Annotated in this window: 15 protein-coding genes; 11 read left to right on the top strand and 4 right to left on the bottom strand. The window is 56.4% G+C overall.

Going from position 1 to position 14,880, the window contains the following annotated elements; all coding sequences use genetic code 11:
- Position 1: 1 nt before the first annotated feature.
- Entirely contained in the window at positions 2-1,090 is a 1,089-nt protein-coding gene (locus BMY36_RS09780; protein WP_050519284.1) for an ABC transporter ATP-binding protein, read from the bottom strand.
- Position 1,091: 1 nt separating this feature from the next.
- Positions 1,092-2,687 (bottom strand): glycerol-3-phosphate dehydrogenase, encoded by a 1,596-nt coding sequence (gene glpD, locus BMY36_RS09775; RefSeq protein ID WP_050519311.1) that lies wholly within the window; start codon positions 2,685-2,687, stop codon positions 1,092-1,094.
- Between the two features lie 246 nt (positions 2,688-2,933).
- On the opposite strand from glpD, the gene BMY36_RS09770 reads away from it, so the two are divergent.
- Complete coding sequence (locus BMY36_RS09770; RefSeq protein WP_050519285.1) at positions 2,934-3,692, top strand: DeoR/GlpR family DNA-binding transcription regulator; 759 nt, start codon at positions 2,934-2,936, stop codon at positions 3,690-3,692.
- A 39-nt stretch (positions 3,693-3,731) separates the two neighbouring features.
- Here BMY36_RS09770 and BMY36_RS09765 read toward each other — a convergent pair whose 3' ends face one another.
- Positions 3,732-4,424 (bottom strand): GntR family transcriptional regulator, encoded by a 693-nt coding sequence (locus BMY36_RS09765; protein ID WP_231579690.1) that lies wholly within the window; start codon positions 4,422-4,424, stop codon positions 3,732-3,734.
- 218 nt (positions 4,425-4,642) lie between these two features.
- Between BMY36_RS09765 and BMY36_RS09760 the strand changes: the two genes are divergently transcribed.
- From BMY36_RS09760 to BMY36_RS09730, 7 genes are all read left to right on the top strand, one after another.
- Positions 4,643-5,830, top strand: a complete 1,188-nt coding sequence (locus tag BMY36_RS09760; protein WP_050519287.1) for an ABC transporter substrate-binding protein — start codon at positions 4,643-4,645, stop codon at positions 5,828-5,830.
- Between the two features lie 68 nt (positions 5,831-5,898).
- A complete protein-coding gene (locus BMY36_RS09755) occupies positions 5,899-6,768 on the top strand; it encodes a branched-chain amino acid ABC transporter permease (protein WP_050519288.1) in 870 nt (289 codons plus the stop codon).
- 4 nt (positions 6,769-6,772) lie between these two features.
- Positions 6,773-7,744 carry a branched-chain amino acid ABC transporter permease gene (locus BMY36_RS09750; RefSeq protein ID WP_050519289.1) on the top strand — a complete coding sequence of 324 codons (972 nt, stop codon included), beginning with the start codon at positions 6,773-6,775 and terminating at the stop codon, positions 7,742-7,744.
- Positions 7,741-8,523, top strand: coding sequence for an ABC transporter ATP-binding protein (locus tag BMY36_RS09745; RefSeq protein ID WP_050519290.1), 783 nt, complete (start codon positions 7,741-7,743; stop codon positions 8,521-8,523). The genes BMY36_RS09750 and BMY36_RS09745 overlap by 4 nt, the downstream gene beginning before the upstream one ends.
- A gap of 3 nt (positions 8,524-8,526) precedes the next feature.
- Positions 8,527-9,249, top strand: a complete 723-nt coding sequence (locus tag BMY36_RS09740; RefSeq protein ID WP_050519291.1) for an ABC transporter ATP-binding protein — start codon at positions 8,527-8,529, stop codon at positions 9,247-9,249.
- On the top strand, positions 9,250-9,960 hold the full coding sequence (locus BMY36_RS09735) for an aspartate/glutamate racemase family protein (protein WP_050519292.1): 711 nt from the start codon (positions 9,250-9,252) through the stop codon (positions 9,958-9,960).
- Between the two features lie 151 nt (positions 9,961-10,111).
- A complete protein-coding gene (locus tag BMY36_RS09730; RefSeq protein ID WP_050519293.1) occupies positions 10,112-10,678 on the top strand; it encodes a DedA family protein in 567 nt (188 codons plus the stop codon).
- A gap of 61 nt (positions 10,679-10,739) precedes the next feature.
- Here the strand turns inward: BMY36_RS09730 and BMY36_RS09725 are convergent, their stop codons facing one another.
- Entirely contained in the window at positions 10,740-11,474 is a 735-nt protein-coding gene (locus BMY36_RS09725; protein WP_050519294.1) for a pseudouridine synthase, read from the bottom strand.
- Between the two features lie 296 nt (positions 11,475-11,770).
- Here BMY36_RS09725 and ugpB point away from each other — a divergent pair, with 296 nt between their 5' ends.
- The 3 genes from ugpB (at position 11,771) to ugpE (ending at position 14,879) form a co-directional block, all read left to right on the top strand.
- On the top strand, positions 11,771-13,066 hold the full coding sequence (gene ugpB, locus BMY36_RS09720; RefSeq protein WP_050519295.1) for a sn-glycerol-3-phosphate ABC transporter substrate-binding protein UgpB: 1,296 nt from the start codon (positions 11,771-11,773) through the stop codon (positions 13,064-13,066).
- 69 nt (positions 13,067-13,135) lie between these two features.
- Complete coding sequence (gene ugpA, locus BMY36_RS09715) at positions 13,136-14,017, top strand: sn-glycerol-3-phosphate ABC transporter permease UgpA (protein WP_050519296.1); 882 nt, start codon at positions 13,136-13,138, stop codon at positions 14,015-14,017.
- The gene (gene ugpE, locus BMY36_RS09710; protein WP_050519297.1) at positions 14,010-14,879 is read left to right on the top strand and encodes a sn-glycerol-3-phosphate ABC transporter permease UgpE; all 870 of its coding nucleotides are present in this window, start codon (positions 14,010-14,012) and stop codon (positions 14,877-14,879) included. Before ugpA ends, ugpE begins: the two co-directional genes overlap by 8 nt.
- Position 14,880 lies beyond the last annotated feature (1 nt).

Raw genomic sequence — 14,880 nt, 5'->3', positions numbered from 1 at the left:
TCTACGCCGCCTTTGCATAGGACGCAGGACTGACCAGCGCGCCGTTTTCTGCGAAAATATAAACATGTGCAGGGTCCAGATAGATGCGCAAAGGCTGGCCCAAGGGCAGGTTATGCACCCCATGCACCAAGCCCACCCAGCGCGCGCCCTGATGGTCCAGATGGACAAAAGTTTCCGACCCCGTAATCTCGGTCACGGTCAGTTTGGCATCAAATGCCATCGCGCCCGCAATATGGGCGGTGATTTCCAAATGATTGGGGCGAAAGCCTGCAGTGTAGCGTCCATCGGGCAGGTCCAACATTTGGCCGCCCAAAACCATGCTTTGTCCATCGCCAAAACCAATTTTGTCGCCTGTTTTGGTCACGTCGATAAAGTTCATCGGCGGGTCCGAAAACACGCGCGCGGTGGTCGCATCCACGGGGTGGCGGTATACCTGCGGTGTGAGGCCAAACTGCGTCACGCGACCCTGCCACAGCGTCGCGGTATTGCCGCCCAGCAGCAGCGCCTCCTCCGGTTCGGTGGTGGCATAGACGAAAATTGACCCGGCTTCCTCAAATATTTTGGGAATTTCGGCGCGCAATTCTTCGCGCAGTTTATAGTCCAGATTGGCCAGTGGTTCATCCAACAGCACCAGCCCCGCATCCTTGACCAAGGCCCGCGCCAAAGCGCAACGCTGTTGTTGCCCGCCCGAAAGAGCCAAGGGTTTGCGGTCCAAAAACGGCGTCAACTTCATTAAATCAGCGGCTTTTTTTACATGCGCGTCAATTTCTGCGGCGGTTTTGCCCAACAGGCGCATCGGGCTGGCGATGTTGTCATACACGGTCATCGAGGGGTAGTTGATGAACTGCTGGTACACCATCGCAACGCGGCGGTCCTGCACGCGCATGCCCGTCACATCCGCGCCATTCCAAAAAATGCGCCCGGTGTTAGGTACGTCGAGCCCAGCCATAAGCCGCATCAGCGATGTTTTGCCCGCACTGGTGGGCCCCAACAAAACGTTCATCGTGCCGCTTTGCAATTCCAGATCGGTGGGGTGGATATGGGTTTGGCCCTCCACCACTTTTGACACGCCTTGCAGTTTCAGTGACATTTTATTCCCCCGCTTTCATCAGCGCGGCATCCCCGCTTTGCATCCAATCATCAAGCGCTGCGATTTGCCCCTTGTCCAACCGCAAGCCCAGTTTGTTGCGCCGCCAAACCACATCGTCAGCGCGCTGTGCATATTCATGCGCCATCAGCCAACCCACTTCACGCGCTGTCAGGGTTGCGCCAAAATCAAGCCCCAAGTCAGCGGGGCTGGTGGCATCGCCCAGCACATCGGCCGCCTCGGTGCCATAAGCGTGGACCAAACGGCGTGCCCAGAACGCGGTCAAGAACGGATATTCGGCGCGCAGTTTGGCGATAAGCGCAGGCACGCCGTCATGCGGAAAATTCCCGCCCGGCAAGGCCACGCCTGCTGTCCATTCTGGGCGCAGATCGGGAAAATAGGGCGCGATTTTGTCCAGCGCACTTTCGGCCAAGCGGCGGTAGGTGGTTATCTTGCCGCCAAAAATGTTCAAAATTGGCGCGCCGCCCACGGCATCCACCTTTAGAGTGTAATCGCGGGTCGCGGCGGTGGCACTGCTTGCCCCATCATCATACAAAGGCCGCACCCCGGAATAGGTCCAGACCACATCGGCCACGCTGATATCTTGCTTGAAATAGTCATTCGCAAACGCGATTAGGTAATCGCGCTCTGCCGGGGTGCAAACCGGGGTTTTATCGGGGCTGTCATGTTCGGCGTCGGTGGTGCCGATCAGAGTAAAATCCTGTTCATACGGAATGGCGAAAATGATACGCCCATCGGTGCCTTGAAAGAAATAGCATTTGTCGTGGTCGTACAGGCGGTGGGTCACAATATGGCTGCCACGCACCAAACGCACACCTTCGGTGGAATTGACCCGCACCTTTTGCTGGATCACGTCGCCCACCCACGGGCCTGCTGCGTTCACCAACATCCGCGCGCGCCGCACCTCGCGCGCACCGCCCCGCTCCAGCGTGATTTCCCAAAGGTCATCCACCCGCTGGGCCGAAATCACTTTCGTTCGAACCATAATTTCTGCGCCGCGCGCCTGCGCATCGCGGGCGTTCAAAATCACCAGACGGGAATCTTCGATCCAGCAATCGGAATATTCATAGGCATGGAGAAAGCGATCCTCCAGCGGGGTGCCTTCGGGCGTGCCGGGCAAGGACAGCGTTTTGGTGCCCGGCAAAATCTTGCGCCCGCCCAGATTATCGTACAAAAACAACCCAACCCGGATCAGCCACGCGGGCCTGCGCCCCTTCATCCACGGCATCACAATATTCAACAGCTTGGATGTGGGGGTGTCCCCTTCGAACCGCATATCCTTATGATATGGCAGCACAAAACGTAGGGGCCAGCTGATATGCGGCATGGCGCGCAGCAAGGTTTCGCGTTCAATCAGCGCCTCGCGCACAAGGCGCACTTCCCAATATTCCAAATAGCGCAACCCACCGTGAAACAGCTTGGTAGAGGCGGAGGAGGTGGCCGATGCAAGATCGTTCATTTCGGCCAGTGCCACGCTTAACCCGCGCCCTGCCGCGTCACGCGCAATGCCGCAGCCGTTGATGCCGCCCCCGATAATAAACAGGTCCGTCACAGCACTGTTTTTGGGTTGATGTGTCATTAGGCCTCCCCGCCAAATGAACGTGATTACCTTTAGCGAACCATGCAAAGCGCGCTTTCGCAACATTTTTATTCGTTTATGTGCCTTTTACACTTTAAGGCTGCCTAACACCCTGACATTTCGGTGTTTTCTTCATGCCGTTCCCCCTGTCTGATGAACAAAGCGCCACTTATAAGCCGTTTTATATTCGTATTTTTCGCAACTTCGTGTAAAACGAACATTTAAGAACCATAGGAATCGTGCCCAATGTCCCAAAGTTTTCGCCAGCCCGACATTCTGGAAGTGGCCCGCAAAGAAGGGCGCGTGATGGTCGATGATCTGGCCACCCGATTTGGCGTGACGGTGCAAACCATTCGCCGTGATCTGTCCGAACTGGCAGACAGCGGGAAATTGCAGCGGGTGCATGGTGGCGCGATTTTGGTATCCGGGACCAGTAACATCGGATACGAGGATCGGCGCATCCTGAATGGAGACGCGAAAACCGCCATCGCGCGCGCCTGTGCTGACCAAATCCCCGATGGAGCGTCGCTGTTTTTGAACATCGGCACCAGCACCGAAGCGGTGGCGCGCGCCTTGCTGCGACATCAGAACCTGTTGGTTGTGACCAATAACATGAACGTGGCAACCATCCTTGCCGCCAACCCGGATTGTGAGGTGATTGTGACGGGCGGGTCGCTGCGCCGGTCAGATGGGGGGTTGGTGGGGCATTTGGCGTCAAACACCATCCGACAGTTCAAGTTTGATTTCGCAGTGATTGGCTGTTCCGCGCTGGACCAAGACGGTGATTTGCTGGATTTCGATTTCCAAGAGGTGCAGGTCAGCCAAACCATCATCGCGCAGGCCCGGCGTACTTTTTTAACCGCCGATCGTTCCAAGTTCACCCGCACAGCGCCCGCCCGCATCGTTTCGCTGGCACAGATTGACACGTTTTTCACCGATGCGCCGGTCAGTGCTGCCGTTTTGGCGAAATGCGCGGAGTCGCAAACGGCGGTTGTGATTGCCTAGGGGCCAAGGTGGCCGTTGGGCAATTCCCCTAAACTTAGCTTATTCTTTTCGGAAAAGTTGGAGCAAATCGACCGGGCCGCCTGATTTGGCAGTCAGGTCAAGGTGGGACTGAATATGCTCCAAATGCTCTTGCATCAGCAGGGCAGCTTTGGCGCCATCACCTGCGGCAAAAGCGTCAGCGATCAAAGAATGTTCATCGTCGCGGCAGTTTGTGACCCCGGCAGACCCGTAAATTCCAATCAGCAATGATGTGCGCGTGACCAGTTCCTTGACCATACGCAGCATCACCCCATTTCCGGCCATCTGCGCCAGCATGATGTGGAATTGCCCCGAAAGGCGAATGGCATCGCGGCGATTGCCACTGATTTGTGCAGCAGATTCAGCCTCAAGATGCGATTTCAGCGCGGCCACCTCTGCGGGCGTGGCGCGGCCAGCGGCGATTGTTGCGATCGTTGGTTCCAAAACCATGCGGGCTTCAAAGATTTCGCGCGCTTGTTCTGCGGTTGGAGATGCGATGTAGGCCCCTTTGTTGGGATGCAGGTCCACCACCTCGCGGCTTGCCAAAAGCAACAGCGCGCGCCTGATTCGCATGCGGCCCACGCCAAAAGCTTCGCACAACGCCTGTTCGGACAGCTTGGTTCCCGCGGGCAAACGCTGTTCCACCACCGCCTCAAATATGCGGTCAACGATGGTTTCTTCATCAATTTCTTCTGCAATATCAATTATATGCATATTTTTTGGCGCAGGGGGCATAGGTGGCGATCCGACCATGAGAATAAACCTTGGTTACAGATAGTTAGCATAATGAAGGACAGCAAGTAACGAAAATTGTCGACAGATTAGAATATACATGTTTACATGATTGTTAACAATAATGCCGGATCGGTTGGATTTTGCCAATCGTAACCCGGAACGGACCTTGAACATCTTTGGCCATAAGGGAGTTTGCCATGAACCGTCGCAGTCTGCTCAAATCAACCACATTTGCTGCCATTGCCAGTTTCGCACTTGTCAGCGCCGCCTTTGCGGAAAATCCGGTCCTAAAAATCGGGTTTGTCGGCGTTACCTCGGGGCCAGCTGCGGCTTGGGGCACGTCAAACCAACGCTCGATGGAGGCGCGGGCCGCCTGGATCAATGAAATCGGCGGTTATGATATCGGCGGCACGATGTACGATGTTGAAATCGTCGCCTTTGATGACCAAAAAGACCCCAAGCGTGCCATCGCCGGGATGGAACAGATGGCGCAGGCCGGAATTCACTATGTCGTTGGCCCGAACGTTGATGACGGTGCTGCGGCCGTGCGCCCAGTGGCCGAACAAAACAACATCATATACTTCCCTTATGCATTCCCCAAATCGCTGTATGAAGCCCCAGCATCAAACGCCATTCTGGGCATGGTCGCGAATTATCAATCCGGGCCTGCCATCTATAAATATCTTATGGAAAACAATGGCATCAAAACCGTCGCCTTTATCGCCGGAAACGAATCCGACCCGCTGTCGCAGCGCGATTCCGGTGCCGCTGCTGCCAAGGCCTTGGGGTTGGAGGTGGTGTCAGACACCGTCACCTATCAGATGGACACCACCGATTTCACCCCTGTGATGCTGCCCGTCATCAAAACATCACCCGATCTGCTGGTGCTGTCGGGCGTGTCGCCTGCCAACGCGCCACAACTGATCCGGTCTGCGCGCGAACTGGGCTTTACCGGTTTGATTTCGACAGAAACCGCGCAGGATGCGGCCGTGTTGCAAGAGGGTGCGGGCGATTTGGCCAACGGGTTCATCTCGGTCGGGGGGGCATCCACGCCCGAACTGGCGTCTGATGCGATGCGCGAATTCGTTGACCGTTATACCAAGATGTTTGGCGAATATAACGATGAATCCAACACCAAGGTTTATGCGCTGGAATACATCCTTGCGACCATTGCGGCCAATCCGGCGGCGATGACCGATATCGAGGCGTTCAAGACCACGATGGATACGTTTGAAGCGCCGAACCCTTATATGGTTGGCGATGCCAAGCTGAGCTATGTGGGCACGACATCCTTTGGGCAAAAGCGCCAAGTGTCGGTGCCGTTGGTGGTCAATGCGTACAAAGATGGCGTGTTTGAAACGCTGTTCGTGGCGCAAGTCGACTAAGCCCCCCTTTCTATCTGGGGTCATCCTGTGGGGTGGCCCCTGTTTCCCCCAAATCTGAAAGGGCGAGCATGGAACAGATCCTTGCAAACGGATTTTATCTTGGGGCCCAATATGCGCTGATCGCGCTGGGGCTGACCCTGATTTTTTCCCTGATGAACGTGCTGAATTTCGCCCATGGGCAAATGTATGTTTTCGGTGGCTTTGTCACTTATACGGTTGTCGCCCAGTTAGGGCTGCCGTTTATCGTCGGGCTTTTCGCTTCGGCCATAATCTTGGCCATAATGGGTGCGCTGATTGAGGTGTATTTGTTCCGCCCCGTCATTCGCAAATCCAAACGCGAGGAAAGCACGATGCTGCTGGCCGCGGGGATTGCGTTTTTCTTGGATGCCGCGATTTTGCTGTTGTTTGGTGAAAAACAGCGCGGCGTGCCGAAAATTGTCGATGGCGTGTTCAACTGGGACATGCGGATTATCATGCCCTATGACCGCATTTTGATCGGTGTGCTGGCGATTGCGCTGATCGCGGGTTTTATCGCCTTTATGCAATATTCAAAGGCGGGCCGCGCCATGCGCGCATTGGCCCAAGACCGGGTGGCGGCACAATTGATGGGCGTCGATGTGGACAGATATTCCATGATCGGATTTGCCTTGGGTGCGATGCTGGCCGGGTTGGTTGGCGGGTTGCTGGTCACCATCACAGGCATCAATTTGGGCATGGGTGGGCCAACCTCGATCAAAGCGTTCATGATGATCATGATCGGCGGTGCGGGCGTTATTTCGGGGGCCATCGCGGGCGGTTTCATTCTGGGCATGATGGAAAGCGTTGGCCTAACCATGTTGGCCGCTTATGGCGACATCACCTATCTTGCCATCTTCGCCTCGCTGATGGTGTTCCTCGCCTTCCGTCCGCAAGGGCTGATGGGCAAGCCTTGGGGTTGAAATTATGACAAAAACGAACCTTGCTGGCATTGGTGTCTTTCTGCTGGTGGTCTTTGTGGCGGTGCCCATGATGATCGCCGTGTCAGGGCGCTGGGATTTTTATTACACGCTGACCTCGGTTGCGCTGCTGTCCATCGGGTCTGCCGGGGTCTGGCTGACGTTTTACATCGGGCGGATCAACATTGGCCAAGGGGCTTATGCGCTTATGGGCGGCTATGTTTCGGCCGTTTTGATGACCAAAGTGGGGGTGTCGTTTTGGCTGACATTGCCATTGGCGGGGCTATTTTGCGCGGTGATTTCGGTTGCTATCGGGCTTCCCATTTTGCGGCTGCGCGGGGTTTATTTTGCGATGATCACGCTGGTGCTGACTGAGGTGACGCGCTTAACTGCCTTGGCGCTGCCTGTCACCAACGGGGCCAAGGGTATCACCTCTATTCCGCTGCCGGGCGCGTTGACGGTTTTCGGCGTCCCGCTGATTCCCGATTTTGCAACGATCGAAAACCCGAAACTGGCGTTTTACCTGCTGGCCGTAACCCTGATGGTGCTGACCTATGCGGCGCTGTGGCGCATCGTGAATTCCCGGCTGGGCCATCTGTGCCGCAGCTTGCAACAAAATGAGGAGCTGGCCTCCTCTATCGGGGTGAACACGGCCCATCTGCGCCTGTTGGCCTATGCGATTTCGTCCTTTTTCGGTGGCATTGCGGGTGCGGTTTTTGTGGCCATTTCGCAGTCAATCTATCCATCCAGCTTTGTTGTCACCGATTCCGTCAACTTCATGCTGTATTGCTTTGTCGGTGGCCTTGGCTTTGTCATGGGGCCAATGCTGGGCACGTTCTTGTTGTATTTCGGGTGGGACCTGTTGTCGGTCGCGCGGGAATACCAACTGCTGATTTATTCTGCGGCCATGATCGCCCTGATGTTGGTGTTGCCCAATGGCGTTCTTAGTCTGTTTGACCGCAGGGAGGGCCCCAAATGATGCCAATTTTGCAGATCAAAAACCTGACCAAACGCTATGGCGGGTTAACGGCGAATAACGACATCAGCTTTGACGTTGCAGAGGGTGAAATTCTGTCGGTGATTGGGCCGAACGGGGCGGGCAAGTCCACCTTGTTCAAACAAATCGCGTCCTTTGTGTCGGTCACCAGCGGCGAGGTGTTGTTTCGCGGCAAGACGATATCGAACTTGGCCCCGCATGTGGTGGCGCGGATGGGGGTGGTGCGGACGTTTCAGGAAACCACCATTTTCAAATCCATGACCGTGCGCGAAAACATCATCGTCGCCCACCACTTGCGATCAAAAGCGTCGCTGTTGGGGTTCTTCCTCGGGTCCAAGCTGGCCAGGGCGGATGAGGCAGCGTTTGGCAAATCCGCCGATGATATCGTCGATTTTCTGGGGCTGGAGGCCATCCGGAATGAGCTGGCTTCAAACCTGCCGCAAGGGCATTTGCGCGCTTTGGGCATGGCGATTGGTTTGGCGACCGGGCCAACCGTGCTTTTGCTGGATGAACCTTTTGCGGGCATGAACCATGATGAGACGATGAAAATGGTCGCCAGCGTGCGCCGCTTGCGTGATGAACGTGGTGTTACGGTGATGCTGGTCGAACATGATATGCCAGCCGTGATGAAAATCTCGGACCGGATTGTCGTGATCAATTTTGGCGAGAAAATCGCCGAAGGGACGCCCGCCGAAATTCAAGCCAACCCCCGAGTGATCGAGGCTTACCTCGGCTCTGAAGATGCAGCGATTGGGATGTAAGCCATGACAGAAATGCTGAACTTCAAGGATGTGGAACTGTATTACGACCACGTTTATGCCCTGAAAGGGGTGTCGATCAACCTGATGCAAGGCGAAATCGTGGCGCTGATTGGGGCCAACGGGGCGGGAAAATCATCCATCTTGCGGGCGATCACGGGGCTACGAAAGATTAAGTCGGGGTCCATCAGCTTTATGGGCGAACGGCTGGATGGCACGCCCGCCGCCGATGTGGTGCGGCGGGGCATCGCGATGGTGCCCGAGGGGCGCAGGGTGTTTCCCTTTATGTCGGTCAAGGACAACTTGCTGATGGGGGCATTTACCCGCAGCGACAAGGCTGGAATTGCCGACACGTTGGACAGCATCCTGACCCGCTTTCCGCGTCTGAAAGAACGCTATAATCAGCAATCCAGCACCTTGTCGGGGGGCGAACAGCAGATGATGGTGATTGGTCGCGCGTTGATGGCCAAACCAAAATTGCTGTTGCTGGATGAACCCTCGTTGGGGATTGCGCCAAAACTGGTGCAAGACATCGCGCGCGCCATTGTTGCCATTTCGCGCGATGAAGGGGTGTCAGTTTTGCTGGTTGAACAAAACAGCCGGATGGCGCTGTCCATTTCCAGCCGGGCTTATGCCATGTCGACTGGGTCGGTGGTTTTGTCCGGAAATTCCAAAGAGTTGATGGGTGATGACCGCATCAAGGCAGCATATCTGGGCGGTGATCTGTAAATGCGTATTCTTGTTTTGAACCCCAATACCACCGCGTCGATGACCACCAAGATCGCTGCCGCCGCCCGGCGTGCGGCCAGTCCGGGCACCGATATTATCGCCACAAACCCGGCGCATGGCCCTGCCAGCATCGAAGGGTATTACGATGAGGCGATAAGCCTTGCAGGGATGTTGGGGGTCATCCGCGACACGCCCGATGTTGATGCCATTGTGATCGCTTGTTTTGATGACACTGGGTTGGACGCCGCGCGGTGTTTGACCGACAAACCCGTGATCGGCATTGGCGAGGCGGCGTATCATTTCGCATCCCTCATTTCCAACAAGTTTAGCGTGGTCACCACGTTGGCGCGTTCGGTCCCCGCGCTGGAACACAATCTGCACCGCTACGGTCTTTGGACCCGCTGCGCCCGTGTGCGGTCGTCCGAAGTGGCGGTATTGGAGTTGGAACACAGCGGATCGGACGCTTGCAACCGCATCAGCGCTGAAATTGGCCGCGCCGTGGCCGAAGATCGCAGCGAAGCGATTGTGCTGGGCTGTGCGGGCATGACCGACCTTGCGCAATCGCTTGCCACTGAGCATGGATTGCCTGTCTTGGACGGCGTTTCTTGCGCCGTGGCGCTTGCGGAATCTATGGTGCGGTTGGGGCTGAAAACCTCTCGGCTGGGGGGGTATGCCCCGCCACAATTGCAAAAAATGGCGGTTGAGGCGTAGGCGGGTGTTGTAAACCGCACCCTTTTTTAAGAACAAAATGTGGTTCCATTGCATAGGGCGACCCGTTCTGGGCTGGGCTTTCCCACCAAAAACAGCCAATGGTTTGGTGGGCATACCCCTGCCCATTTCCCGAACCAAAGGATGCCCTGTTTTGGAAGCAACGCTCGCCCTGATCGCGGAATATGGGACACTGGTTTACCTGCTTTTGTTTGCGTATTGCGCGCTAAAAAGCGGGTCTTTGCCGCTGTTTGGCGGGTATGCGGCGCAAGCGGGGGCGCTGGATGTCGGGCTGGTGGCAGCGGCTGTTTTCGCGGGTGGCTATCTGGGGGATGAGGTGCGCTTTGCCGTGGCGCGGCGCTATGGCGCTGGCTTTTTGGCGTCCAAGCCCCGGCTTACGGCCTTGATGGACAAAGCCACGGCCATGCTGAACGCTTATGGCCCTGCCTATATGTTCCTTTATCGCTATCCCAAAGGGATGCGCACGATCGGCGCGTTGCCTGTTGGCCTGACCACGATGAAATGGCGCATGTTCACCGAGCTGAATGCAGCATCGGCCCTGCTTTGGGCAGGACTTTTGGTCGGCGCGGGATATTACTTTGGCGCTTTGATTGAGACGGCTGTGGTCGCGGGTTGGGGGGCTGTTAGTTTGGTGTTGTTGCTGGTTTTCATTGGCGTGACTGTGGTGGCGTGGAACAAATTGGCGCGTCCTGCGCCCTAATCCCTTAATGTTCCGACGATGCGCCCTGTTCCTTTGTCAGATGAGAACGGACAATTCGTGCCTAATCAAAGATTGAGGCGATCTCTGCCGCACTCAGAAGCGCCCACTGACCGGGTGCCATATCTTGCGGCAAGGACAAACCGCCCAGACGTTCGCGGTGCAAATCCTCGACGTGGTTGCCAGCGGCCGCGAACATGCGGCGGACCTGATGATATCGGCCTTCGGTCACACTCAGCAGCGCTTCGCTGTCTGAAAGGACTTGCAGCTCCGCAGGGGTCAGCGGTTTATCGTCGCCTTCCAGCATCAACTGACCGCTAGCAAACAGGTCCGCTTCGCGCCCATGCATCGGACGGGCCAACTTAGCGCGATAGGTTTTTTTGACGTGGCGTTTGGGGCTGATGACGCGGTGCAACAAGTCGCCGTCATCGGTCAGTAACAACAGGCCAGACGTTTGTTTGTCCAAACGACCGATGGTCGAAATTGCAGGATCCCGCTGCCGCCAACGATGGGGCAGAATGTCATAGACCAATGCACCATCCTCCTTGTGGGAACAGGTCATGCCCAAGGGTTTGTTCAACAAAATGACAAGGCCCGCGACGGGGTCAAGCGCCTCGCCGTCGATCTGCATGCGGGTTGGCAAATCTGGCGAAACCGCGATGCGTTGCGTGACATCCAACAGATCAGCGCCATCCAAATTGATGCCGCCAGCCTTGCCCATCCGCGCCATTTCCTTGCGCGAGCCATAGCCCATAGAGGACAGCAGTTTGTCGACGCGGGAGGTTGCGATTTTGGCCATGGCATTTGTTCCCCTAACGCCGGACGCCTACCAAAGAAAAGGGTAAGAAACCACCAGGTTTTCGGCAATCGCTTTTGCCGTTTGCGCGGCTGCACGGCTTTGACACGGTTGGGCACAGCGACCACAATCTGAACAGCATCTTGCAACGTCAACATCCTGTGCCTGTCGGGAAAGAATTGACTTACTGATCAAAGGTCGGCCTATTGTCGTCATCAGCATGTCACATCGCCAGACGATAGAGTGTCGAGCAGATAGCAATGCTGTATATTTAACAAATCCTGGGAGGATGCTGAACAATGAAAGCCGTGAACCTTTGGGTCGCCGGGTTGATGTCGCTGCCGATGGCAGCGCAGGCCCAGACTGAAATTTCCTGGTGGCACGCCATGTCGGGCGCCAACTCTGAAGTGGTGGAAAAAGTCACTGGCATGTTCAACGAAAGCCAGTCCGAATTCAAAGTAATGCCTGTGTTCAAAGGCACATATCCCGAAACGCTGAACGCTGGCATCGCTGCGTTTCGTGCAGGCCAAGCGCCTGATATTATTCAGGTGTTCGACGTTGGCACAGGCGTGATGATGGGTGCGCAAGGGGCGATCAAACCCGTGGCGGAAGTGTTGACAGAAAACGGTTTTGCGTTTGATAAATCAGCCTATCTGCCGGGCATCGTCGGCTATTATTCCAGCCCCGAGGGCGAGATGTTGTCCTTCCCCTACAACTCCTCCTCGCCCGTCCTTTATTACAACAAGGACATCTTTGAAAAAGCGGGCCTTGACGTAGACAACCCACCCAAAACGTGGGCCGAAGTCTGGGCCGCCGCGCGCACCATCAAATCCAGCGGTGCGGCCACTTGCGGCTATACCTCCACATGGTTGACATGGATCCACACAGAAAACTTTGCGGCATGGAACAACGTGTCGTGGGCATCGAACCAAAACGGTCTGGCCGGTGTGCCGGAACTCGCCATCGACGGCCCGCTGTTCGTCAAGCATTTCCAGGAACTTGCTGACTTGGCCAAAGAAGGCGTGTTCGTTTACGGCGGCCGCACATCGGAAGCGAAACAAAACTTCACCTCCGGCGAATGTGGCATCCTGACCGAAAGCTCGGGCGGGCTTGGTGACGTAATCAAATCCGGCATGAACTATGGCATCGGCCAGCTGCCCTATGATGACACATCGGCAGGCGCACCCCAAAACACCACCCCCGGCGGCGCGTCTCTTTGGGTGATGGGCGGCAAGTCGGATGAGACGTATAAAGGCGTCGCAGCCTTCTTTAACTTCCTGTCGCAGACCGAAGTGCAGCAATTCCTGCATGAACAGTCCGGCTACCTGCCCGCCACCATGGCCGCGTATGAGGCAACAAAAGCCTCTGGTTTCTATGAAAAGAACCCCGCGCGCGAAGTGCCAATTTCGCAAATGATGGGCAAACCGCCGACCGAAAACTCCAAAGGGGTGCGCGCACCAAACCTGCCACAACTGCGCGACATCCAGAACGAAGAGTATGAAAAAATGCTCGCTGGGGAACAAACCGCCGAAGAGGCGATGAAAGCCGCCGCCACCCGTGGCAACGCGGCGATCAAAGAGGCGTCGGGCGGCTAATTCCACCCAACACAATCGGGCGCGCATCCCCAGCGGTTGCGCGCCCCCCTTATTTCAAAAGGATGCTACATGCGTCGGACCGTTTTTCCGAACAAGGTTCTGCCTTGGGTCTTGCTGGCCCCCCAATTGGCAATCACCCTGATCTTTTTCTACTGGCCCGCCGCCCAAGCGTTCCGCCAATCCGTGCTGCGCGAAGACCCTTTTGGCCTGTCCAGCAAATACGTCGGCCTTGAAAATTTCCGCAAAGTGTTTGCCGACCCCGCCTACCTCAACGCCATGCAGGTCACCGTTGTCTTTTCCCTGCTCGTCGCGTTTTTCGCCCTTGGCATTGCGCTGTTCCTCGCCGTGCAGGTCGAAAAACTCGTGCGCGGCAAGGGGTTTTACCGCACCATGATGATCTGGCCCTATGCGGTCGCCCCCGCCATCGCAGGCATGTTGTGGCTGTTCATGTTCAACCCGTCCTTTGGCACGCTGGCCTATCCGCTGCGCCTTATGGGCATTGACTGGAACCCGCTGCTGAATGGCGATCAGGCCATGGCCCTTGTCGTCGCCGCCGCCACTTGGAAACAAATCAGCTATAACTTCCTGTTTTTCGTGGCAGGGCTGCAAGCCATCCCAAGATCGTTACTAGAGGCGGCAGCGATTGACGGCGCCAACCGCCGCCACGCGTTTTGGACCATCGTTTTCCCGCTGCTTGCCCCCACGACGTTTTTCCTGCTGGTCGTCAACACCGTCTATGCGCTGTTTGATACCTTCGGCATCATCCACGCCGTGACCAGTGGCGGGCCGGGTAAATCCACCGAAACGCTGGTCTACAAGGTCTATAATGATGGGTTCGTGAACCTAATCATGGGCTCGTCTGCCGCGCAATCGGTTATCCTAATGGTGATCGTGATCGCCCTTACCGCCTTCCAATTCCGGTTCATCGAAAAGCGGGTCCATTATGGCTGATACATCTCAAACCCCGCTTACCGTACGCGGCCCGGCCCGCACCATCGCGCATTTGTGGATGATTTTGGGCATCATTATCGTGGCCTTTCCAGTCTATTACGTCTTTATCGCCTCCACCCATTCGGTGCAAACCATCCTGCGCCCGCCTTTGCCTTTGCTGCCGGGGTCCGAAGCCATCGCCAACTACAGCGATGCGTTTGGCGGCGGCATCGACCGTATCGGCGGCGTCAGCCTGTGGCGCTTGCTCGGCAACACCACCCTGATTGCGCTTGGCATCGCCTTGGGCAAAATCGCCATCTCCATGGCCTCCGCCTATGCCATCGTGTTCTTCCGCTTTCCCTTCCGCATGGCATGCTTTTGGCTCATCTTCATCACGCTGATGCTGCCGGTGGAGGTGCGGATCCAACCCACCTACAAGGTGATGGTCGACCTTGGCCTCATCGACACCTATGCGGGCCTCATCCTGCCGCTTATCGCCTCGGCCACCGCCACGCTGCTGTTTCGCCAATTCTTTATGACCATCCCGGATGAGCTGTTAGAGGCGGCGCGCGTCGATGGCGCAGGCCCGTGGCGGTTTTTCAAGGACATCCTGTGGCCTTTGTCCCGCACCAATGTGGCCGCGATTTTTGTTATCCAGTTCATCTATGGCTGGACGCAATACCTGTGGCCGCTCTTGGTCACCAACTCAAATGAAATGAACACCATCGTTATCGCGTTGAAAAAGATGATCTCTTTCGCCGATGCCGATACCCCCTGGAACCTAGTCATGGTGACGTCCATTCTGGCCATTCTGCCCCCGGTCCTTGTGGTCGTGTTGATGCAGCGCTGGTTCGTTAAGGGCCTAGTCGAGACGGAGAAATAAT

Origin of the sequence: Pseudorhodobacter antarcticus (genome assembly GCF_900110135.1) — a bacterium.
Lineage (GTDB): Bacteria > Pseudomonadota > Alphaproteobacteria > Rhodobacterales > Rhodobacteraceae > Pseudorhodobacter > Pseudorhodobacter antarcticus.
This window is presented reverse-complemented; position numbering and strand designations above follow the sequence as displayed.